General features: G+C 70.6%; 18 protein-coding genes, 1 other RNA gene and 3 pseudogenes. 17 read left to right on the plus strand and 5 right to left on the minus strand.

The genetic code is table 11. From position 1 onward, the window contains the following. Positions 1 to 31: 31 nt before the first annotated feature. The 6 genes and pseudogenes from cobC (at position 32) to ACQPZA_RS11415 (ending at position 5464) form a co-directional block, all read left to right on the plus strand. Complete coding sequence (gene cobC, locus ACQPZA_RS11390) at positions 32 to 1111, plus strand: Rv2231c family pyridoxal phosphate-dependent protein CobC (protein WP_433280329.1); 1080 nt, start codon at positions 32 to 34, stop codon at positions 1109 to 1111. Further along, complete coding sequence (locus ACQPZA_RS11395; protein WP_433280331.1) at positions 1108 to 2286, plus strand: Nif3-like dinuclear metal center hexameric protein; 1179 nt, start codon at positions 1108 to 1110, stop codon at positions 2284 to 2286. Before cobC ends, ACQPZA_RS11395 begins: the two co-directional genes overlap by 4 nt. A gap of 7 nt (positions 2287 to 2293) precedes the next feature. Beyond that, on the plus strand, positions 2294 to 3031 hold the full coding sequence (locus ACQPZA_RS11400) for a zinc ribbon domain-containing protein (RefSeq protein WP_169396975.1): 738 nt from the start codon (positions 2294 to 2296) through the stop codon (positions 3029 to 3031). Further along, positions 3028 to 4127: pseudogene (locus tag ACQPZA_RS11405) on the plus strand (bifunctional RNase H/acid phosphatase). The gene ACQPZA_RS11400 and the pseudogene ACQPZA_RS11405 overlap by 4 nt, the downstream one beginning before the upstream one ends. Positions 4128 to 4517: 390 nt before the next feature. Further along, positions 4518 to 4937, plus strand: an RNA gene (rnpB, locus tag ACQPZA_RS11410) — RNase P RNA component class A. 131 nt (positions 4938 to 5068) lie between these two features. Then, entirely contained in the window at positions 5069 to 5464 is a 396-nt protein-coding gene (locus ACQPZA_RS11415; protein ID WP_433280333.1) for a PPOX class F420-dependent oxidoreductase, read from the plus strand. A gap of 30 nt (positions 5465 to 5494) precedes the next feature. Here ACQPZA_RS11415 and ACQPZA_RS11420 read toward each other — a convergent pair whose 3' ends face one another. Next, positions 5495 to 5998 (minus strand): substrate-binding domain-containing protein, encoded by a 504-nt coding sequence (locus ACQPZA_RS11420; RefSeq protein ID WP_433280335.1) that lies wholly within the window; start codon positions 5996 to 5998, stop codon positions 5495 to 5497. Positions 5999 to 6060: 62 nt separating this feature from the next. Between ACQPZA_RS11420 and ACQPZA_RS11425 the strand changes: the two are divergent. The 4 genes and pseudogenes from ACQPZA_RS11425 to ACQPZA_RS11440 all read left to right on the plus strand — a co-directional run. Continuing rightward, positions 6061 to 6510, plus strand: a pseudogene (locus tag ACQPZA_RS11425) (pyridoxamine 5'-phosphate oxidase family protein); the annotation flags it as partial. A 94-nt stretch (positions 6511 to 6604) separates the two neighbouring features. Continuing rightward, positions 6605 to 7027, plus strand: a complete 423-nt coding sequence (locus ACQPZA_RS11430; RefSeq protein ID WP_433280337.1) for a PPOX class F420-dependent oxidoreductase — start codon at positions 6605 to 6607, stop codon at positions 7025 to 7027. Positions 7028 to 7136: 109 nt separating this feature from the next. After that, positions 7137 to 8654, plus strand: a complete 1518-nt coding sequence (locus tag ACQPZA_RS11435; protein ID WP_433280338.1) for an ice-binding family protein — start codon at positions 7137 to 7139, stop codon at positions 8652 to 8654. Positions 8655 to 8739: 85 nt separating this feature from the next. Continuing rightward, entirely contained in the window at positions 8740 to 9426 is a 687-nt protein-coding gene (locus ACQPZA_RS11440) for a DNA alkylation repair protein (protein WP_433280340.1), read from the plus strand. A 32-nt stretch (positions 9427 to 9458) separates the two neighbouring features. Here ACQPZA_RS11440 and ACQPZA_RS11445 read toward each other — a convergent pair whose 3' ends face one another. Then, positions 9459 to 10823 (minus strand): DUF664 domain-containing protein, encoded by a 1365-nt coding sequence (locus ACQPZA_RS11445; protein WP_433280342.1) that lies wholly within the window; start codon positions 10821 to 10823, stop codon positions 9459 to 9461. A gap of 18 nt (positions 10824 to 10841) precedes the next feature. Here ACQPZA_RS11445 and ACQPZA_RS11450 point away from each other — a divergent pair, with 18 nt between their 5' ends. After that, positions 10842 to 11330 (plus strand): hypothetical protein, encoded by a 489-nt coding sequence (locus ACQPZA_RS11450; RefSeq protein WP_433280344.1) that lies wholly within the window; start codon positions 10842 to 10844, stop codon positions 11328 to 11330. Positions 11331 to 11455: 125 nt separating this feature from the next. On the opposite strand, the gene ACQPZA_RS11455 is transcribed toward ACQPZA_RS11450, so the two are convergent. Beyond that, a complete protein-coding gene (locus tag ACQPZA_RS11455; RefSeq protein ID WP_433280346.1) occupies positions 11456 to 12646 on the minus strand; it encodes an MFS transporter in 1191 nt (396 codons plus the stop codon). An 85-nt stretch (positions 12647 to 12731) separates the two neighbouring features. Between ACQPZA_RS11455 and ACQPZA_RS11460 the strand changes: the two genes are divergently transcribed. Beyond that, positions 12732 to 13184 (plus strand): helix-turn-helix domain-containing protein, encoded by a 453-nt coding sequence (locus ACQPZA_RS11460; protein WP_433280348.1) that lies wholly within the window; start codon positions 12732 to 12734, stop codon positions 13182 to 13184. Positions 13185 to 13483: 299 nt separating this feature from the next. After that, positions 13484 to 14392 (plus strand): serine hydrolase, encoded by a 909-nt coding sequence (locus ACQPZA_RS11465; RefSeq protein WP_433280350.1) that lies wholly within the window; start codon positions 13484 to 13486, stop codon positions 14390 to 14392. Here the strand turns inward: ACQPZA_RS11465 and ACQPZA_RS11470 are convergent. After that, a complete protein-coding gene (locus tag ACQPZA_RS11470; RefSeq protein ID WP_433280352.1) occupies positions 14298 to 15002 on the minus strand; it encodes a sigma-70 family RNA polymerase sigma factor in 705 nt (234 codons plus the stop codon). The two genes, ACQPZA_RS11465 and ACQPZA_RS11470, sit on opposite strands and share 95 nt — an antisense overlap. A gap of 329 nt (positions 15003 to 15331) precedes the next feature. Here ACQPZA_RS11470 and ACQPZA_RS11475 point away from each other — a divergent pair, with 329 nt between their 5' ends. From ACQPZA_RS11475 to ACQPZA_RS11485, 3 genes are all read left to right on the plus strand, one after another. Continuing rightward, positions 15332 to 15646 (plus strand): anti-sigma factor family protein, encoded by a 315-nt coding sequence (locus ACQPZA_RS11475; protein ID WP_433280354.1) that lies wholly within the window; start codon positions 15332 to 15334, stop codon positions 15644 to 15646. A 490-nt stretch (positions 15647 to 16136) separates the two neighbouring features. Further along, positions 16137 to 16562 (plus strand): hypothetical protein, encoded by a 426-nt coding sequence (locus ACQPZA_RS11480; protein ID WP_433280356.1) that lies wholly within the window; start codon positions 16137 to 16139, stop codon positions 16560 to 16562. 75 nt (positions 16563 to 16637) lie between these two features. Further along, positions 16638 to 18344, plus strand: a complete 1707-nt coding sequence (locus ACQPZA_RS11485) for an MFS transporter (RefSeq protein ID WP_433280358.1) — start codon at positions 16638 to 16640, stop codon at positions 18342 to 18344. Positions 18345 to 18425: 81 nt separating this feature from the next. On the opposite strand, the pseudogene ACQPZA_RS11490 reads toward ACQPZA_RS11485, so the two are convergent. After that, positions 18426 to 18758: pseudogene (locus ACQPZA_RS11490) on the minus strand (NADH-quinone oxidoreductase subunit C); the annotation flags it as partial. A gap of 231 nt (positions 18759 to 18989) precedes the next feature. Between ACQPZA_RS11490 and ACQPZA_RS11495 the strand changes: the two are divergent. Beyond that, positions 18990 to 20420 carry a form I ribulose bisphosphate carboxylase large subunit gene (locus ACQPZA_RS11495; protein WP_433280360.1) on the plus strand — a complete coding sequence of 477 codons (1431 nt, stop codon included), beginning with the start codon at positions 18990 to 18992 and terminating at the stop codon, positions 20418 to 20420. Position 20421 lies beyond the last annotated feature (1 nt).

Raw genomic sequence — 20421 nt, forward strand, 5'->3', positions numbered from 1 at the left:
CTCGCCGGGCCCGCCCCCGTAGGCTGCCGCGATGGATCTCGCGCGGGACGGAGCCGCAGCGGACGGTCTGGCGGACCTGCGTCACCACGGGGACGTCGAGGCCGAGCCCGGCCTGCTCGACTTCGCGGTGAACGTCCAGGGCGCCGGTCCGCCGTCGTGGCTGCGTGATCGGCTCGTCGCCGCGCTGCACGGGCTGGGTCGCTACCCGGCGGCCGCACACGACGCGCTGGCCCGGGAGGCGGTTGCGGCGCGGCACGGGCGCAGGGCCGAGGAGGTGCTGGTGCTCGCGGGGAGTGCGGAGGGTTTCGCGCTGCTGCCGGCGTTGCGTCCCCGGCTCGCCGCCGTGCTGCACCCGGGTTTCACCGAGCCCGAGGCCGTGCTGCGGGCCGCCGGGGTGCCGGTGGTGCGGGTGCTGACCAGCGAGTCCGACGGCCATCGGCTCCACCCCGGCGACGTCCCGCCCGACGCCGACCTGGTGGTGGTCGGCAACCCCACCAATCCGACGGGGGTGCTGCATCCCGCGGCCGACGTCCGGGCGTTGGCCGCGCCGGGCCGGGTGCTGCTGGTGGACGAGGCGTTCGCCGACGCGATTCCCGGCGAACCGGAGTCCCTCGCGGGCGACGGCGGCGTGCCGGGTTTGCTCGTGTTCCGCAGTCTCACCAAGACCTGGGCGCTGGCGGGGCTGCGGGCGGGGTACGCCCTCGGTGAGCCCCGCCTGCTGGCCCGGCTCGCCGCGCCGCGCCCCCCGTGGCCGGTCTCGACGCCCGCACTGGAGGCCGTCATCGCCTGTTCCGAACCCGGCGCCGTCGCCGAGTCCCACCGGTCCGCCGAACGGCTGGCCGCCGCCCGTGCCGAGCAGGCCGAAGCCCTCGCCGCCGTCCCCGGCGTCACGGTGCTGCCGGGACGGGCGCCCTACCTGCTGCTCAGGCTGCCCGACGGGCGGGGCGAGCGGGTGCGCACCCTGCTGCGTGAGGCCGGCATCGCGGTGCGTCGCGGCGACACGTTCCCCGGCCTCGGGCCCGACCATGTCCGCGTGGCGGTCCGGCCGGCTCCCCAGGTCGCCCGGCTCGCCGCCGTCCTGGCCGAGACGCTCGTGGAGGTCGGCGCATGACGACCACCGTCGGCGACGTCATCGCCGCGCTGGAGAAGGCGTACCCACCGGCACTCGCGGCCGACTGGGACGCGGTCGGGCTCGTCTGTGGTGACCCCACCGAGCCCGTGTCCTCGGTGCTGTTCGCAGTGGATCCGGTGCCCGAGACCGTCGATGAGGCGATCGACGGCGCCGAGGGCGCGTCCCAGCTGCTCGTCACCCACCATCCGCTGCTGCTGCGCGGGGTGCACGGCGTGGGCGCGGACACCCCGAAGGGTGCGCTGCTGCACCGGCTGATCCGTTCGGGCACCGCGCTGTACACCGCGCACACGAACGCCGACTCCGCCGATCCCGGTGTCTCCGACGCGCTGGCGTCCGCGATCGGCCTGGAGGTCACGGGTCCGCTGGTCGGCGCCCCGGGCGAGCCGCTCGACAAGATCGTCACGTTCATCCCGGTCGGCCCGGCCATCACCACGGTGCACGACGCGCTGTCCGCAGCCGGTGCCGGCCGGATCGGCAACTACAGCCACTGCTCGTTCGCCACCGCAGGCACGGGGCAGTTCAAGCCCCTCAACGGCGCGGATCCGACGATCGGGTCGGTCGGGAAGCTGGAGCGGGTGGCGGAGACGAGGCTGGAGATGGTGCTCCCGCGCGGGCGCCGGGCGGCCGTGGTCGCCGCGCTCCGGGCCTCGCACCCGTACGAGGAGCCCGCGTTCGACGTGTTCGAGCTCGCCGACCTGCCCTCGGCCCAAGGGCTCGGCCGGATCGGCACGCTGCCCGCGGCCGAGCCGCTCGCGGCGTTCACCGAGCGCGTGGCGGCGGCGCTGCCGTCCACGGCGTGGGGAGTGCGGGCCGCGGGTGATCCGGAACGGCTGATCGAGCGGGTCGCGGTCTGCGGCGGGGCGGGGGACTCGGCGCTGGACGCGGCCGTCCGCGCGGGCGTCGACGCCTACGTCACCGCCGATCTGCGCCACCATCCGGCGTCGGAGCACCTGCTGGCCGGGACACTCGCCGGGCGTCCCACCCCGGCGCTCGTCGACGTCGCACACTGGGCGTCGGAGTGGCCGTGGTGCGTGCAGGCGGCGGACGTGGTCCGCACGGCGCTTGCCGGTAGCGTCGAGGTTCGCGTTTCGCGCCGCTGCACGGATCCCTGGACGGTGGCGCCGACGACCGGAAGGCACGAAAAATGGATGTGATGGCTGAGTGAAGGCCGACCCCGCCGTCCAACGGAAGCTGCTGGACCTCTCCGAGGTCGACGCCGAGCTCACCCGGCTCGCCCACCGCCGCCGCACCCTGCCCGAGCACGACGAGCTGACCCAGGCCGAGGCGGCGGTGCGCCAGGCCAAGGACAAGCTCGTCGAGGTGGAGACCGCCGCGGGCGACCTGGACCGCGACATCCGCCGCATCGAGCGTGACGTCGACGGGGTCCGGGCCCGCACCGAGCGCGACAACCAGATGCTCACCGGCGCCGGTATCGGCGCGAAGCAGGCCAGCGACCTGCAGCACGAGCTCGAGACGCTCGCCCGGCGGCAGAGCATCCTCGAGGACGAGCAGCTCGAGATCATGGAACAGCGCGAGGCCATCGGCGTCGACGTCGAGCACTCCCGGGAGGCGCTGGCCGCGGCCGAGCAGAAGCTCTCGGAGCTGGCCGAACGGCGCGACTCGGCGCTCGCCGACATCGACGCCGCGGAGGCCGGCAGGCGCCGCGCCCGCGAGGAGGCACTCCCCGGCATCCCGGCCGACCTGCTCGCCGCATACGACAAGCGGCGCGAGCAGCGGGGGGTCGGGGCGGCGCTGCTGCTGCAGCGGCGCTGCCAGGCGTGCCGGTTGGAGCTGGACCGCACCGCCATCTCCGAGCTGCGCGGCGCACCCGCCGACGAGGTGGTGCACTGCGAGGAGTGCGGCGTGATCCTCGTCCGGACGAAGGAGTCGGGTTTGTGAAGCTCATCGTCGAGGCCGACGGCGGCTCCCGCGGCAACCCCGGCCCGGCCGGGTACGGCGCCGTGGTGCTCGACGCGGACACCGAGGAGGTGCTCGCGGAACGCGCCGAGGGGCTGGGGATCAGCACCAACAACGTCGCGGAGTACCAGGGCCTCATCGCGGGGCTGCGGGCGGCGATCGAGCTGGGCGCCACCGAGGTGGAGGTCCGGATGGACTCCAAGCTGGTCGTCGAGCAGATGTCGGGACGGTGGCAGGTCAAGCACCCGGCGATGAAGCCGTTGGCGCTGGAGGCGGGCGGCCTCGTGCGGGAGCTCGGCTCGGTGCGGTTCGGGTGGGTGCCGCGTGCGCGCAACTCGCGGGCGGACGCCCTCGCCAACAGGGCCATGGACGAGCAGGCCGGAGTGACGCGGCAATGACCGAGCCGCCCTCCACGGTCGCCACCGCCCCGGCCTCCGCGTCGTGGACCGGTCAGGTCGGGGCCCCGTCCCGTCTGCTCCTGCTGCGGCACGGGCAGACCGCCCTGTCGGTCGAGCGCCGCTACTCCGGGCACGGTGACCCGGAGCTGACCGACCTCGGCCGCCGGCAGGCCGCCGGTGCGGCCACCCGCCTCGCCGCCGTGCCCGGCATCGCCGCCGTGCTCACCTCACCGCTGCTGCGGGCGCGCCAGACCGCCACCGCGGTGGCGGAGGCCACCGGCGCGCCGCTCGTCGTCCGGCAGGGCTTGATCGAGACCGACTTCGGCGACTGGGAGGGCCTGACGTTCGCCGAGGCCCGCGCCCGCGACCCCGAGCTGCACGCGGCGTGGCTCGGCTCCGAGGACGCGGCGCCGCCCGGCGGGGAGAGCTTCGCGGCCGTCGGCAGGCGGATCGAGACCGAACGTGCCGCCGTGGTGGACGAGTTCCCCGGCTCCACTGTGGTGCTGGTGAGCCACGTGACGCCGATCAAGATGCTGCTGCGTGCCGCTCTCGAGGGCGGCCCCGGCATCCTCTACCGCCTGCACCTTGACCTGGCCGCACTGTCCATCGTGGACTTCTACCCCGACGGCGGCGCGAGCGTCCGGCTCGTGAACGACACCAACCACCACCCCGCGGCCTGACCCCCCGCCGGTCAGCGGCGCTCACCGAGCACCCTCGATCTGCTGGGAGACGGGGGCGACGCGGCTGATCGCTCCGAGATGTGGATGTCCGCCTCCCTCAGGGCCAACAGCCACATCTCGCAGTGATCAACCCCGGTTCCCCTTGAGTCGCCTGGTTCCCGCGTACGAGTCGCCCGGCTCCGGCGCACTCATTCAGGGGTCGCACCACCACGGGCATCCGCCGACTCGCGCCCCCGAACCGGGCGACTCGCGGCACCGCAATCGTCCTCGCAGAGTGCGCGTGTTCCTCGCAGATCCCACAGCCCCTGCGAGGAACCCACGCGCTCTGCGAGGACGGTTATGTCCGCTCGCGGTGAACGGTGGCGGGCCGAGTAGAGTTCGCAGCGCGGACGAGCTGGCCGGGCGGCCGCGGAGGTGGCCTTCGGGTCACCGCCGAGGAAAGTCCGGACTCCGTAGGGCAGGGTGGTTGTCAACGGCAACCCGGGGCGACCCGCGGGACAGTGCCACAGAGAACAGACCGCCTCGGTCCGGACGACAGTCCGGGAGCGAGGTAAGGGTGAAACGGTGGTGTAAGAGACCACCAGCACCCCGGGTGACCGGGGTGGCTCGGTAAACCCCACCCGGAGCAAGGTCAAAAGGCTCTCCAGCCTGAGGTACGGGGAGCTGCGCAGGCGTTCGAGGGCGGCCCGTCCGAGCCTGCGGGTAGACCGCTAGAGCCTGCCGGCGACGGCAGGCCCAGATGGATGGTCGCCGAACGGTGCGCCGCAAGGCGCCCGGGAACAGGATCCGGCTTACAGGCCAGCTCGTCCGCCCCCAGCCTGGCCTGCGCAGATGGCACGGCCTCTCGCGTCCGGTCATCGGAGTCGGGCTGGCCCATGGTCCCGTCTCCCGGCATCGCCCGCTGCGGGAATAGTGCCCAGCCGGCGCAAGTTCGCCAGGGCGTGGCGATCACTCTCTCGGCGGGCGTGCGCGCCCTGATCGACGGCCCGAACTTCGCGACGGTGGCGACGCTCGACCCGGACGGCGGTCCGCAGACGTCGGTCGTCTGGGTTGGCCTGGATGAAGGCGCCCTCGTGTTCAGTGCCACCGAGGACCGCCGCAAGGTTCGCAACTTGCGGCGGGACCCCCGCATCAGCGTGTCGATCACTGACGCGGCGGACCCGTATCGACACACCCAACTCCGCGGCACGGTGACGATCACTGAGGACCCGGACAAGACGCTGCCGAAGACACTGAGCCACAAGTACCTCGGCGAGGACCCACCCTCGGAGGGCTCGGAGGTTGAGCGGGTGATCGTTCGGCTCCACGTCGAGAAGGTCGCCGGCAACGTCCGGTGACCGGAACCGCAGATCGGAGCTCGTCCGACGTCACATCTGCTTGGCCAGCTCGGTAGCGGCTTCGACGGCGATGTGGATGGCTCGGGCCGCGAGTGGTGATCGGGTGCGTCCGGCCGGCCAGTGCAGGTACATCTCGCGGGCGGGGGATGGGTGCAGTGGGTGGATGCTGAGCCGCTCGTCGGACGAGGCGTCGGATCCGTGGAGAGCGAGCCATGGCAGCACCGCCGACCCGATGCCCGCCCGCACCATCGACAGGATGGTGTCGTGGCCGGCGGTCCGGAACACGATCCGTGGCTGTGCGCCGTAGCCGGCGAGCGTCCGCTCCAACCATCGCTGGTGATAGGTGGGCGGCCAGGCGACCATCGGAGCATCGTCGAGCAGCGTCACCGGCACTGGACCATCGGGGAACGCGCCGGCGCCGGCGACCAGGAGGTACGGCTCGTCGAGCAGCTTGACGTGCTCGACGTCGCCGCCGATCCGGCCGTCGTGGAACACCAGGTCGAGGTCTCCGATCTGCGGATCGTCCGGTTTCACCTCGGACAGCCTGATGTCGCACCCGCTTTTATTGATGCATCGGCGCCCATAGCGTCGTCGACATGACGACCGTCGGCACGCCGCGTCCCGAGCAGCTGTCCAGCCCTCGCGGTGCACCCCTGACGGCGCTGCATTGGGCGGACGTACGGACGCGGGTGGCCGAGGCGGGCGACTTCCTGCTTGCGACCACCGATCCGGATGGGCGGCCGCACGTGGTGCCGGTGCTGGGTGTGTGGCTCGACGGAACGGTCTGTTTCGCCACCTTCCGCGAGTCCCGCAAGGCCCGCAACCTCGCGCGGAACGGCCAATGCGCGATCACGGTGCCCGGTCATGATGTCGACCTGGTTCTCGAAGGCACCGCCCATCTCGTTCGGGATCCAGCCCGGCTGCAGAGAGTTGCGGAGCTGTTTCCGGCCAAGTATCCGTGGTGGCATCCGTTCGTCAGAGACGGCGAGTTCTACGATCCGGCCGACACCGCCCTCGACGATCCCCGGCACGTTTATGAACTCGAACCGGCGCAGGTGTTCGCATTCGGCAAGGAGAAAGGGTTCAGCGCCACCCCCGGCGCTTCCAGAAGTGCACTTTCGAACGAAAGGAAAGGTGCCAATGATAGCAGTGACCGACGACGAATGGCGATCCTTCGTCGCAGCGGGAACACGCCTCGGCCACGTCGCTCTCGCCCGCGCCGACGGGCGACCCCACGTTACCCCGATCTGCTTCATCCTCGACGGCGATGAGCTCGCCTTCGCCCTGTCGCCCGGGAGCGTCAAGGGCGAGAGCCTGGCCCGTGACCGGCGCATCGCGGTCTGCGTCAGCGATGAGCGACAGCCCTACAGCTTCGTGACCGTCGAAGGACATGCCCGAACCTCTGCCGAGCCGGACCAGGTCAAACGCGTCGCCGCGGGCATCGCCGGCCGCTACTACCCCGCACTGCCCGCAGCGGACGTCGCTGAGTCGTTCGTGCAGGAAGGCTTCACCGCTGTTCGCATCGGCATCACCACCGTCATCGCCCGATCCGGCCTCGGCTGACAGTCCCACGCCGGCTCGCCGAGATCGTCGCCACCCTCGCCGGGCGCCGGCTCGTCCGTCCTAATCCTGCGGCGCGGAGCCGAGTTTCGGTGGAGCCGTGAATATTCACGTGCAGCTCCCGGGATTATCATTTCTTGCGCTGCCTGCGATTTGGCGCGGTTTCCGTTTCGGTGGTGACTGTCCGCTGAACCTGTCTGCCGTCTGGGTGACATCATGTCCTGGCCATTGCCATGGCCTTTCATCGGTGGGCTACTTCGGGCAGTCGAGCCGCTGCGGTTGTCGATGCCCCGATGGATCCAGGGAGCGCACCATGCCCGTCACACCGAACCAGGGATCCACCGGCGGAGGGGATGCCGTGACTCTCACCGGTACCCGCTTCACGGGCACCACCAGCGTGCGTTACGGCATCCGCCCGGCGGCGAGTTTCACGGTACTGAGCGATACGACCACGGCCACCGTCACACCGTCGGGAAACGGCGCTGTGCCGGTCGCTGTGACAACCCCGGGGGGAACGGGGGTCGTCGGCACCTTTTTCTATCTGCCGCCGCCCTCTTTCAGTATCACCCCGCCTGCTGCCGGCCCGGTGGCGGGCGGTAACACGGTGACGTTCACCGGGCGGGGCCTCTCCACCACGAGCGAGGTCCGGTTCGGTACGCAGACCGCCGGATTTGTCGTCGATTACGACGGCCGGCTCACCGTGACCGTCCCGGCGGCGGCCGCGGCGGGTCCGGTCGCGGTCACCGTGCGCACCAGGGGTGGAATCGCCGGCGGAGCCACCTACACCTACCTGGCCGTCCCTGCTGTCACCACCGTGACGCTCGACTCAGGGCCGGTGGGTGGGGGCAACCTCGTCGTCATCACCGGAACCGCGTTCTCCAACACCACCGGCGTCACCTTCGGCGGGACACCGGCCGCCGTCTTCCGGATCGCCTCGGACACCGAGATCGACGTCCTGGTGCCGGCCGGAGCACTCGGCTCGGCCGATGTCTCGGTCACCACGCTCGGCGGTACCACCACCGCCGTGGACGCCTACACCTATCTGGGCACTTTCGCGGTGCTGGGCGCGGTGTCGGTCACCAACACCGGCCTGTCCCAGGTCACCGGAGACCTCGGAGTGAGCCCGGGAGTGTCGGTCACCGGATTTCCGCCCGGCCAGGTGAACGGAACCATCCATGTCTCGGATGCGGCCGCCGTCGAGGGCCATGCTGATCTGGTCGCGACGTACGCCGACGCGGTCGCCCGGACCCCGGACGCCGGCCTTCCCGGGGATGTCGGCGGCGTGATCCTGACTCCGGGCGTCTACAACGCGGCTTCGTCCCTCGGGCTGACCGGCACGGTCACACTGGACGCCCAGGGCGACCGCAACGCCGAATGGATCTTCCAGATCGGGTCGACCCTGACGACGGCGACCGCGAGCAGCGTCCTTCTCATCAATGGCGCCACGGCCCGCAACGTCATCTGGCAGATCGGAACCTCCGCCACCCTCGGCATCGGCACCGCCTTCGCCGGCCGGATCCTGGCCGCTGTCTCGATCACGGTGAACGCCGGTGTGAGCGTCAACGGTCAGGTCCTCGCCCGCGACGGCGCCGTCACCCTGGACACCAACATCATCGTCCGGCCCTGGTGAACCACGTCGCTGCCTCCCGGCTGCGGCGAGGAAGGCACATCCTCGCCTTAGGCTGAATCCCACACGAAACGGACAGGGGGCCGAGGTGGCTGAGGCGACGGCAGCTGAGGAGAAGGTTTCTGAGGTGCTGGCCGAGCTGGCCGCGCTCGAGGACCCGAGAGCTCGCGAGGTGAACGAGAAGCACGGCGACGATCACGGCGTGAACCTCGGCAAGCTGCGCGCGCTCGCGAAGCGGCTGAAGACGCAGCAGGAGCTCGCACGACAGCTCTGGGCGACCGATGACACCGCGGCGCGGCTCCTGGCGATCCTGGTCTGCCGCCCGAAGACGTTCGAGCGCGACGAGTTGGACACCATGCTTCGCCAGGCGCGCACCCCCAAGGTGCACGACTGGCTCGTGAACTACGTGGTGAAGAAGAACCCGCACGCCGAGGAGCTGCGTCTGGCCTGGTTCGCGGACCCGGATCCCGTGGTCGCGAGTGCGGGCTGGGCGTTGACCACCGAGCGGGTGGCGAAGAGGCCCGAGGGCCTCGACCTCGCGGGGCTGCTCGACGTCATCGAGGCGGAGATGAAGGGTGCTCCGGACCGCTTGCAGTGGGCGATGAACCACTGCCTGGCTCAGATCGGGATCGAGCACGTCGAGTACCGCGCCCGCGCGATCGACATCGGTGAGCGCCTGGAGGTGCTCAGGGACTACCCGACACCCCGCAACTGCACGTCGCCGTTCGCGCCCATCTGGATCGGGGAGATGGTGCGCCGCCGGAATGACGGGTGAGGAGTCGCGTGCTCACACGCGTGTGATCGACGTCAGCGGGGGCCGAGGCCGGTCTTCCCGTCGATGAGCTCGCGAACGATGTCGAGGTGACCGGCGTGGCGGGCGGTCTCTTCGATCATGTGCAGGATGACCCCGCGCAGGTCGGTGATCTGGTCTCCCAGATAGTCGGGATGACGGGCGCGCGGGGGTGACGACAGCGGCAGGGCCGCGACGATCGCGTCGGAGCGCGCGCACTGATCGCGGTAGAACTCGAGAACCACCGACGGCGGCCGCGAGGTGATCAGGGGAGTGTTGTCGTCGGGCCAGGGCAGCGGATCGGCGGAGCCGGTGGCGATCTCCTGGAACCAGTGCCGCTCGGCATGACCGAGGTGTTCCACGAGCCCCAACGGGGTCCAGCCCGACGGCAGGACCGAGGTCATGAGGGCTTCTTCGTCGAGCCCGTCGATGATTGCCAGCACGCTGGCCCGCTGCCACGCGAGGAACTCCAGGAGGGCCCTCTTCTCGTCGTCCACCGAGGCATGCCCTTCTGCGAAACGGGAGCCGGACGCTAGCAGGCGGCGCGCCGAACGCGGTCGGTGGCGGGTCACGGCGTCGTGCAGCGTGGCTGCGTTCTCGGCCAGCCACTCCTGCTGGCGCAGGATGCGGTCCCCGATGCCCTGCTCCCACATGCGCTGCCAGCCGCCGCCCAGCCGGCGTGCCCGGTCCCGCATCAGGAACCAGGAGCGGTCCGCGCTGTTGCGTGCGACCGCCACCACCTGGCGCCGCTCGATCGGGTCGAGGCCGTACTCGTCGACGAGCAGCGCTGCCCGGGCAACGGCGTCGACGTCCCTGACGGCGGCCTCGCGGTCGGCGACCGGCATGAGCGGGGCCCACCACCGCAGCATGGTGCAGACCTCTCCCACCCGGTCGGTGGGGCGGGCGAGGTCGAAGTCGATGAGGGCTGCGGCGTGTCCGTCGCGGAACACCACGTTCTCGGGGGTGATGTCCATGTGCCCCACGAAGCTCGGCGGGCCGGCGATCGAGGGTGGGGTGCCCGGCGGGTCCGGTTGCGTGCCCGCCCACGCGATCTCCGGGATGCCGAAGGACTGGGCGGCGTCGTCGTATCGACGGACCAGGCGGGCGACGCCGGCGATCCGCTCGTCGTCAGCGACCCAAGCGGGCCACGGCCGCCCGGCGGCCTCGCCGCTCACGTAGGACAGGGCGTGGCGCCCGCGCGCATCGATCCCGAGAAAGCGGGGTGCGCCGTCGAAGCCGACGCGCTCCAGGTGGGTCAGCAGAGCCTCGACCAGGTCGGAGCCGGGCTGTCGAGGACGCCGGACGGTGTTCCCGACGCGGACGACGCCCTCGGTGACGTCGCCCCCGAGCAACGGTTCCTCGGGACCGTCCTCAATGATCATCCGGCGACGGTAGTCCGCGTGATCATCGACGTATGCTGCTGCTCCGCGGAGAGGAGGGGATGGTTGTCCCCGGTAGTCACCTACGTCGCCTACGGGTACCTCCTCATCGGGAACCTCGATTCCATCACGTCCCCTGAGCTGGACACGCGCAGTGCCCCGGACTTCGCCGAGGTGGTCACAGAAGGGCTGATTCACGTTCAGGCCGCCACCCACACCGGAGACGTCCTGCTCGACGTCACCATCCTCGACGGCATGACGGATCGCCGGACAGGGAGGGGAGCGGCGGCCGACACGCTCCTGCTGCCTCTGCTCAGCCCGACGATCGTCGTTTCCACCTTCTGGGGACTCGTCGAGGGGTGCGAAGTCGAGCTGCCGGAGCAGTGGACTGCCGCTCGGGTGCGGATCACGTCGCCGCGTTACGCAGAGGTCGCCGCCCGGGAGAGGGAGTACCTGCCCGGTCCTCACGCCGATCCCGAGGAGATCCTCGTGGAGTTCGCTCCGGGCTGACCGGGCCGACGAGCCGGGTCCTTCGATCTTCGGAGAGTGTGGCTGCGAGCGAGAGGCCGTGCGCCCGTGGGTTCGCCGCGGAGTTCGGGAACGAGAGCCGGGCCCCGAGTTCCCGGACCGCCCGCTCAGGCGAGTGCCCTCCCCGGAGCGGGAGAAGGCGGCACGACCACCGCCGTCAGCACCGCCCCGGCAACGGCGAGCAGCACGGCGGTGTTGACCGCCACTCCCAGGCCCGCGACCTGCGCCACGACGGGGCCGAGGACGGCGCCTGCCAGCGTCGCTGCCGCTTCCACGATCCCGAAGACCGCGCTGACGCGCCCGAGTGCGGAGCCGGGGATGGTGCGCTGCCAGACGGTCCGTGGCGCACCGAGCACCACCGACCCGGACGTCCCGATGACGACGGCCGCGATGAGCGCTGCCGGCAGTGCGGTCACGTTGACCAGAAGGGCGAACCCCACAGCCGTCACGGCCTGGGCGCTCGCGAGCAACGGGCGGATCGGCATGCGGTCCACCAGTAGTCGGAGCAGCGGGGCGCCGAGGAGGAACCCGACGCCGAGTGCGGACAGGACGAGACCGATGGCCGTCGGTCCGCCGAGCCGCTCGACGCCCAGCGGCACCAGCAGTGCGCTGAGCGCGGCGTTCGCCAGTAGGAACACGCCGGTTGCCGGCAGCAGCGCCGCGATCAGGGGGTGCTCGCGCAGGACCTGCAGGCCGGCGCGGAAGGACTCCCGCCCGCCTCGACGATCTGGTCGGTCTCGCCGCCTGGTGGCGAAGATGGCGACGGCTGAGAACAGGTAGGTCGCGACGTCGATGGCAACCAGTGCCGGAAACCCTGCCGTGAGCAGCAGTGCGGCGCCGAGCGGCCCTCCGACCAGCCGGACGGTGCCGTTGATGACGGCGTTGAGGGCGTTCGCGCTGCTGAGCAGCGCGCCCGTGCCGACGACGGCGGGCACGTGGGCCTGCATCGCGGGCATGAAGACGACGGTCGCGGCGCTCTCGATGAGGACGGCCACGTGCACGATCCACGGTGCCGTGTCGGCGGTGAACAGCAGGGCGATGGCGGCCGCGCGCAGCACGTCGGTGCCGACCAGGAGCTTCCGGCGGTCCACCCGGTCGGCCAGGACTCCCGCCACCGGGCCGAGCAGCAGGAACGGGAGGTACTCCGCAGCGACGACGAGCCCGGTCGCCAGCAACGAGTCGGTGGCGGCGAGCACGTGTGCCGGGGCGGCGATGGCCAGCAGCCAGGACCCGAGCCCGCTCACCAGGTTGGCGCTCCACAGCAGCCTGAAGTCGCGCACGCGCAACGCCTGCAGCATGAGATCCCTCGATGGTGTCCCGTCGGATTGTGTTCTGTGAAGATACGAGTACCAGAATCACTTCTGTGAAGATAGGGTGCTCAGCATGGAGCTGCTCGGCAGGCGACTACGTGCGTTGCGCGCCGCGGCCGGCCGCACGGTGGCCTCGGTCGCGGCGGACGCCGGCCTGTCGGTGCCCTACATCGCGAACCTGGAGAACGGGCGGGGCAACCCGACCATCGCCGCGCTCGACCGGCTGGCCCGCGCGCTGGGAACCGAGCTGTCGGTCGAGCTCGGCCAGCCGGGAGCGGAGCCGGCAGTGGAACCGCCCGCTTCCCTGGTTCGGGTGGCCCGCACCGAGCGGTTCCGCAGGGTCACGATCGAGCTCGCCGGGTCGGACCGGAGCCCGAGCGAGGTGGCGGCCGCACTGGTCGACCTGCTCGCGCGCGTGGGTCCGGCTCTCGGCGTGGAGCCTGATGACGTCGACTGGTGGCGACTGCTCGACGCGCTGCTGCTCGTCGGTCTGCACTCCCACCAGAGCACGGGCACTGCTCCATGACGGGAACTGCTCGCCGCGGGCTCCGGCCCCGGTCAGGGTGGCGGTGGCTGCGCGTTCAGCCTCGTCCTCCGTTGTGACCGGGATGTCCTGACAATCGAAGTGTTCTGCTCCGGCGGAGCGATACCCGTGCCGATCGGCGAATGCAAGACCGGTGTTCGCCTGCGCCTGTGAGATGTGCGGCGAAGCTGTTGATCTGCTGTGAGTAGGCGCATGAAGGGCAACGAAGCTCCGCCGCGCTTCGTCAACAGATCGTGAGGGGAAATCGTTGGCGCGGACGCGCGAGGAACATCCTGCTCGTCGTGATCCTGGCCGTGCTCGTGGGAGCGGGCACCGTGATGGTCGAGGATCGCACTGAGGCCGGCACTCCCGTTGCCGCCGTGCCCGCCGCCGTTCTGCCCAGACCCGTCGACTCTCCCGTGGCGATGCCCGCCCGCGGCACGGACGACGCCGCCGACGCGGCAGCAGCCTCGTCGGCGGCCGTGAACGCCGCGACGCAGGCCGTGGACGCCTTCGACCGCTCGAACGGCAACACCCAGATCGGGGTCGCCGTTCTCGACCGGTCGACCGGGCAGGAGTCCGTCGGCGCAGAAGGCGCCACGGACTTCTACTCGGCGTCGGTCGTCAAGCTCTACACGGTGGTCGCCATTCTGCACCGCGTCGAGACCGGGGCCGTGAAGCTGACCCCGACGGACACCTCCGACATCCAGCGCGCGCTCGTCGCCAGTGACGACAACGCGATGGACGCGCTGTGGGAGAAGTTCGGTGGCGCCCAGACCGTCGCGCAGACCATCTCGCTGGTCGGGCTCAAGGACAGCAAACCGCCGACCGACCCGTCCCAGTGGGGCGAGACGAAGATCTCCGCCCGCGATGTGGTGGCGGTGTACCAGTACGTGCTGACGATGATGAGCCCGAGCGGGCGGGCCATGATCATGAACAACCTGGCGAACGCGCGCGACCTCGGGGCGGACGGCTTCAACCAGGCGTTCGGGCTGATCGCTCCGCCCCGGCCGGCCAACGTCGCGGCCAAGCAGGGCTGGATGTGGATCGGCTCGGACTTCGACCTGCACACCACGGGCGTGCTCGGCGCCGACCACCGGTATGTGATCGCCGTGCTCAGCAAGAACCCGGCGCGGGTGGGGTCCGCCGCGGTCCGGGCGACCGTGACGACAGCTGCCCATGACGCCGAGGCCGCGTTGCCCCAGCCCTGATGGCGGCGGAGGCAACAGCGGACGGCAGGGCACTCGTGGGGGAGTTCGTGCTGGTCACGAGCTCGCCTCCTTCAAGAACGACCCGCATCGCACGCAGGCCGTAGTACAGCCGGGACTTGACGGTGCCCTCGGGCACCCCGAACTCACGCGCGGCCTCGCGGACCGAACGGCCGTGGAAGTAGCACGCATGCAGGGCGGAGCGGTGTTCCCGGGACAGCCGGTTCAACGCGGCGGTGACGGTCCAGCGCTGGACGGCCCGGTCGATCGTGTCCTCCGCGATCAACTCCGGGACCACGTCGGTCGGGTACTCGATGCGCTCCGGGCGCGACCGCCACTCGTCGATCGCGATGCGTCGGGCGACGGTGAACAGCCAGGTGCGCTGGGAACCCCGGGCCTCGTCGAGAGCGTCGAGGTGGCGCCACGCCCGCAGCATCGTCTCCTGCACGACGTCCTCGGCCTTGCTCGCATTTCCTCCCGTGAGGCGCATGGCGAACGATCGGAGAGCCCCACTGTGACGATCGTGCACGAGCCGCATCAGCGCCGCGGCCCCGGACGGATCTTCGTGGCGCAGGCGGGGATCACGCGGCGGATTGTCCTTCTGGTCCGGCACCCAGCCAGCATATCGGAGTATTTTATTCCGTCCGGACTGGTGTTATCCGAACGGAATGCAATCGTCCGTTCGGGTATCGTTTTACCTGGAGAACCGAGCCAGTCGCGAGTATATCGTAATTCCTACGAAAAACTGGATGGTCAGCTCCGACCGTATTGTCTTATTATTTCTGCCTCATGCCGCGGCGACCGGGCAAAACTTACCCCGGGTGCAGGCCAAGAAGTGGTGATGGCCTGCGCCACATCTGCGCTCCCGGTGAACCGGACGTCATCGTGGCTCGTCAGGGGGCACGTGATGCGGTCAGCAGGTTTCCCCGGTGCGGTGCCGTCGTGAGCGGGCACGAGGACGTCTGTCTTGCCTTGGGCGCCTACCTGGTCGGCAGCCTCGTGGCGGCCGAACGCGAGGAGTTCGACGTCCATCTCGCCGGTTGCCCGACGTGTCAGAGAGAGCTGGCGGAGCTGGCGCCGGTGGTGGTGCTCCTGGAGCGCGTGGACGTCGCCGGCTGGGGCAACCGTGCGCAGGTGACCGGTGGGAGTCCATGCTCTGGATGGCCGCGGCGCCGGGCCTCCGGACGGCGCGGTGCCGGCATCGGTGGCTGCGGCGACGGGCAGCGGGCATGGTGGTTGAGGTGGCGCAGCGGCTGATCATCCGGGTTGCGGGCGAGTCCGGGAAGGGGTGGCGCTCGTGAGATGGGTGTCCTGCGCGTCGCAGTCCGTGGACTGTGACAAAGGTCGCACCGGAAAAGTGATGTTCCCCGCTGCGTGCTGCGCCCCCGCCCACCGGCATACTTTACTGGTTCTTTGCCGGTGGGATTCACGGCACATGGGGTTCCGCTGAACCTTGCGGCTCTCCACATCGTGGTCAGAAGTGTTGCAGCCGCGGTGCCTTTCGGGGTGCCACCAGCGATCAGGAGGTACAGATGCACCGCAACCGACTCGGCGTCCCCTCCGGCGTTCCTTTCGCCGTCTCAACAGCATCGCTGATCCACCACATTGTGGAGGATGCTCTGTCCGGCCACGGCGAGCGGGATGTCCGGTTCGCTCTGCCTCCGACCCGTGGTTCGGCGAGCTGATGGAGGAACCACGTCCGTCGGCGACGGGGGAGCCCGCGCCGCCGACTCCTCCGTCGGGCTCCGTGGCGGTCACCGCCGGCGGGTCCGACAACGCTGCCGATCGGCTCGTCCTGTCCATCTGTCGCGCGCTGAGCGCAGCGCTGCTGCTGGTGGTGGGGGGCAGCCATCTGGTGCTCTACTTCGTCGGCTACGGCAGCATTCCGACGATCGGGGTGTCGTTCCTGCTCAACGCCGCCGGGGGCACGCTGTTGGCGCTGGCGGTGGTCGTCGTCCGGCCGCGCTACCTCCGCCTCGTGACGGTGCTGGGGGCCCTGTTCATGGCGGCGACCCTCGGGGCGCTCGCGCTCGCGCTGACCGTGGGGCTGTTCGGTTTCGTCGACGAGCTCACGACGCCCCTGGTCCCGACCACGCTGGTCCTCGAGTTGGCCGGGGTCGTGGTCCTCACAGTGACCGCCGTGATCGCCAACCGCATCCGCCGGTCTCGCTGACGGGACGGTCCTCCGCTCCGGAGCCGGTCTCCGCGGGGGAGGTGCTCGGCCCGTCCCTGGCGTATATTGTTGGTAATGCTAAGGACTTTGCCGGACGAGCGCTACAAGTGGGTCGCGCTCTCGAACACGACCATCGGAGTGTTGATCGTCACGATCAACATGTCGATCCTTCTCATCGCGCTGCCGGACATCTTCCGCGGAATCGGCATCGACCCGCTCGCGCCGGCCAACATCAGCTACCTGCTCTGGCTGATCATGGGCTATCTCGTGGTCACCGCCGTGCTCGTGGTCAGCTTCGGGCGGCTCGGTGACATCTTCGGGCGCACCCGGATGTACAACCTCGGCTTCGCGGTCTTCACCGTCTTCTCCGTGCTCCTGGCCGCCACCTGGACCCACGGTGCCGCCGCCGCGATCTGGCTGATCAGCATGCGGGTGCTGCAAGGCGTCGGAGGCGCTCTGCTGCTCGCCAACTCCACGGCGATCCTCACCGACGCGTTCCCGGCCGACCAGCGTGGTCTCGCACTGGGTATCAACCAGGTGGCCGGGATCGCCGGCTCGTTCCTCGGGCTCGTCATCGGCGGGGTGCTCGCGCCGGTGAACTGGCACTGGATCTTCCTGGTGTCCGTGCCCGTCGGGGTGTTCGGCACGATCTGGGCCTACCTCAAGCTGCGCGAGACCGGGGTTCGCCGGCCCGCCCGGCTGGACTGGTGGGGCAACGTCACGTTCGCGGTGGGCCTCGTCGCGGTCCTCACCGGCATCACCTACGGCATCCAGCCCTACGGCACGCACGTCATGGGGTGGACGAGTCCGGCGGTGCTCGGGCTGATCGTCGGCGGTGTCGCCGTGCTGATCGGCTTCGCGGTGATCGAGACCCGGGTGCCCGACCCGATGTTCCGCCTGACGCTGTTCCGGATCCGGGCCTTCACCGCCGGCAACCTGGCCAGCCTGCTCGCCGCGCTCGGCCGGGGCGGGCTGCAGTTCATCCTGATCATCTGGCTCCAGGGGATCTGGCTGCCCGAGCACGGCTACGACTTCGAGCAGACGCCGCTGTGGGCCGGGATCTACATGGTGCCGCTGACGGTGGGCTTCCTGGTCGCGGGACCGGTGTCCGGCATCCTCTCGGACCGGTTCGGCGCACGCGCCTTCGCGACCGGGGGAATGGTGCTCGCCGCCGTCAGCTTCCTCCTGCTCGACGTGCTGCCCGTCGACTTCGACTACCGCGCGTTCGCGGTGCTGCTCCTGCTGAACGGGCTGGCGATGGGGCTGTTCAGCTCGCCGAACCGCGCCGCGATCATGAACAGCCTGCCCGCCGAGCAGCGTGGTGCCGGCGCCGGCATGACCTCGACGTTCCAGAACTCCGCCACGGTCCTGTCGATCGGCGTGTTCTTCACGCTGCTCATCGTGGGTCTGTCAGGGACGCTGCCCGGCGCCCTGACCTCCGGCCTCGTCGCGCACGGCGTCCCCGCCGACGTCGCGGCGCGGGTGGCGGGCCTGCCGCCGGTCGGCACCCTCTTCGCCGCGCTGCTGGGCGACAACCCGATCCAGAACCTACTCGGCCCGCAGGTGCTCGCCGCGCTGCCGCCGTCGCAGGCGCAGTTCCTCACCGGGCGCGCGTTCTTCCCCGAGCTGATCTCCGGGCCCTTCGCGGCCGGCCTCACGCTGGCTCTGGGGTTCGCCGCGGCGGCCTGCCTGGTGGCGGCGGTCGCCTCGGCGCTGCGGGGCGGGAAGTACCTCCACGGTTCCGACCAGCCCGAGCCGAGCACGGTCCACGCCCGGGCCTGACTCGGCCCGCCCGGAGCCGTCCTGCAGCAGTGGGTCCAGGTACGGGTGGCCCGTGAAGTGCACCCCGAACATCTCGTGGGTCTCCCGCTCGTGTCGGCTCGCGCCGCGGTGGACACCGGTCGCGGTGGGCAGCCGGAGGTCGCCTGCCGGCACGAGCGTGCGCAGGAGCAGGTGGTGGCGTCCCGCCGGGCAGTGCAGGTGCGCCACCACCAGGACTCCGGGGGGATCGGCGCCGAGATCGTCGGCGCCTCGTAGGAAGTCGAAGGACGAGCAGCCGATCTCGTCACGCGCCCATTCCAGTGCCTGGCACCACGCGGTGGGCGCCACGGTCACCGTGAGCATCCCGTGGCCGATCTCCGGGTCGCCCATCGCCAGCGCCGCCCCGGCGAGCAGGGCGATGTCCTCGGCGTCCATGCCCGTCACCACATCCCGGTCGGCGCGTAGGGGGCCGGGGGAGACCGGCACTGCTCCCACGGTGACGCGGGTCGCCCCGGCCGTCCATGGAGAGTCGGCCGCGAACCGTCAACCGATCGCTCAAGAGTCGGGGGTCCGGGCCGGTCGGGCGGTCGATACTTCAGCATATGGCGAATGGTTGGCCCGGAAGTCTTGATTGATCGGTCAGGGGTTGGGGCCCATGCTCGGGCCATGTCGGACCGGTGGAGTGCAGGCGTCATCCCTTACGCGGAGATGGGCTACTGGCAGCCCGACTACGTGCCGAAGGACACCGACATCCTGTGTGCCTTCCGCATCACCCCGCAGGAGGGGGTGCCGCCCGAAGAGGCGGGCGCCGCCGTGGCGGGGGAGTCGAGCACCGCCACCTGGACCGTGGTCTGGACCGACCGGCTCACCGCCCACGAGCACTACCAGGCCAAGTGCTACCAGGTCGAGGCCGTGCCCGGCTCGCCGGGGCAGTACATCGCGTGGATCGCCTACGACCTCGACCTGTTCGAGGAAGGCTCGATCGCCAACCTGACCAGCTCGATCATCGGCAACGTGTTCGGCTTCAAGGCGCTCAAGGCCCTGCGCCTGGAGGACATGCGGATCCCGACCCAGTACGTGAAGACGTTCGCCGGGCCGCCGCACGGGATCGTGATGGAGCGGGAGTGCCTGGGCAAGTACGGCCGCCCGCTGCTGGGGGCGACCACCAAGCCCAAGCTCGGGCTGTCCGCCCGCAACTACGGCCGCGTCGTCTACGAGGCCCTGCGCGGCGGCCTCGATTTCACGAAGGACGACGAGAACATCAACTCCCAGCCGTTCATGCGCTGGCGCGACCGGTACCTGTTCTGCATGGAGGCGGTCAACCGCGCGCAGGCGGCGACCGGGGAGGTCAAGGGCCACTACCTCAACGTCACCGCAGGCACGATGGAGCAGATGTACGAGCGCGCGGACTTCGCCCGCGAGCTCGGCAGCGTCATCGTGATGCTCGACCTGACGGTCGGCTACACCGCGATCCAGTCGATGAGCGCGTGGGCGCGCCGCCACGGCGTGCTGCTGCACCTGCACCGGGCCGGGCACGGCACCTACACGCGGCAGAAGACCCACGGCGTGAGCTTCCGGGTGGTCTCCAAGTGGATGCGCCTCGCCGGGGTCGACCACATCCACGCCGGCACCGTCGTGGGCAAGCTGGAGGGCGACCCGACGATCGTCGCCGGGTTCTACGACACGCTGCGGCTCGACCACGTGCCCGCCGACCCGGTGAAGGGCCTGTACTTCGACCAGGACTGGGCGTCGCTGCCCGGCGTGATGCCGGTGGCGTCCGGCGGGATCCACGCCGGCCAGATGCACCAGTTGCTGCACCACCTCGGCGAGGACGTCGTCCTGCAGTTCGGTGGCGGCACGATCGGCCATCCCATGGGCATCGCCGCGGGAGCCACCGCCAACCGGGTCGCCGTCGAGGCGATGATCAAGGCCCGCAACGAGGGGCGCGACGTCATGGTCGAGGGCCCCGAGATCCTCAAGACGGCAGGCAGCCGCTGCCGCGAGCTCGACGTCGCGCTGGCCACCTGGGGCGACATCACGTTCGACTACGCCTCCACCGACACCCCGGACGTGGTCGCCACGCCCACCGGGGTCTGAG

The organism is Pseudonocardia xinjiangensis (genome assembly GCF_050948425.1).
Taxonomy (GTDB): Bacteria; Actinomycetota; Actinomycetes; order Mycobacteriales; family Pseudonocardiaceae; genus Pseudonocardia; species Pseudonocardia xinjiangensis.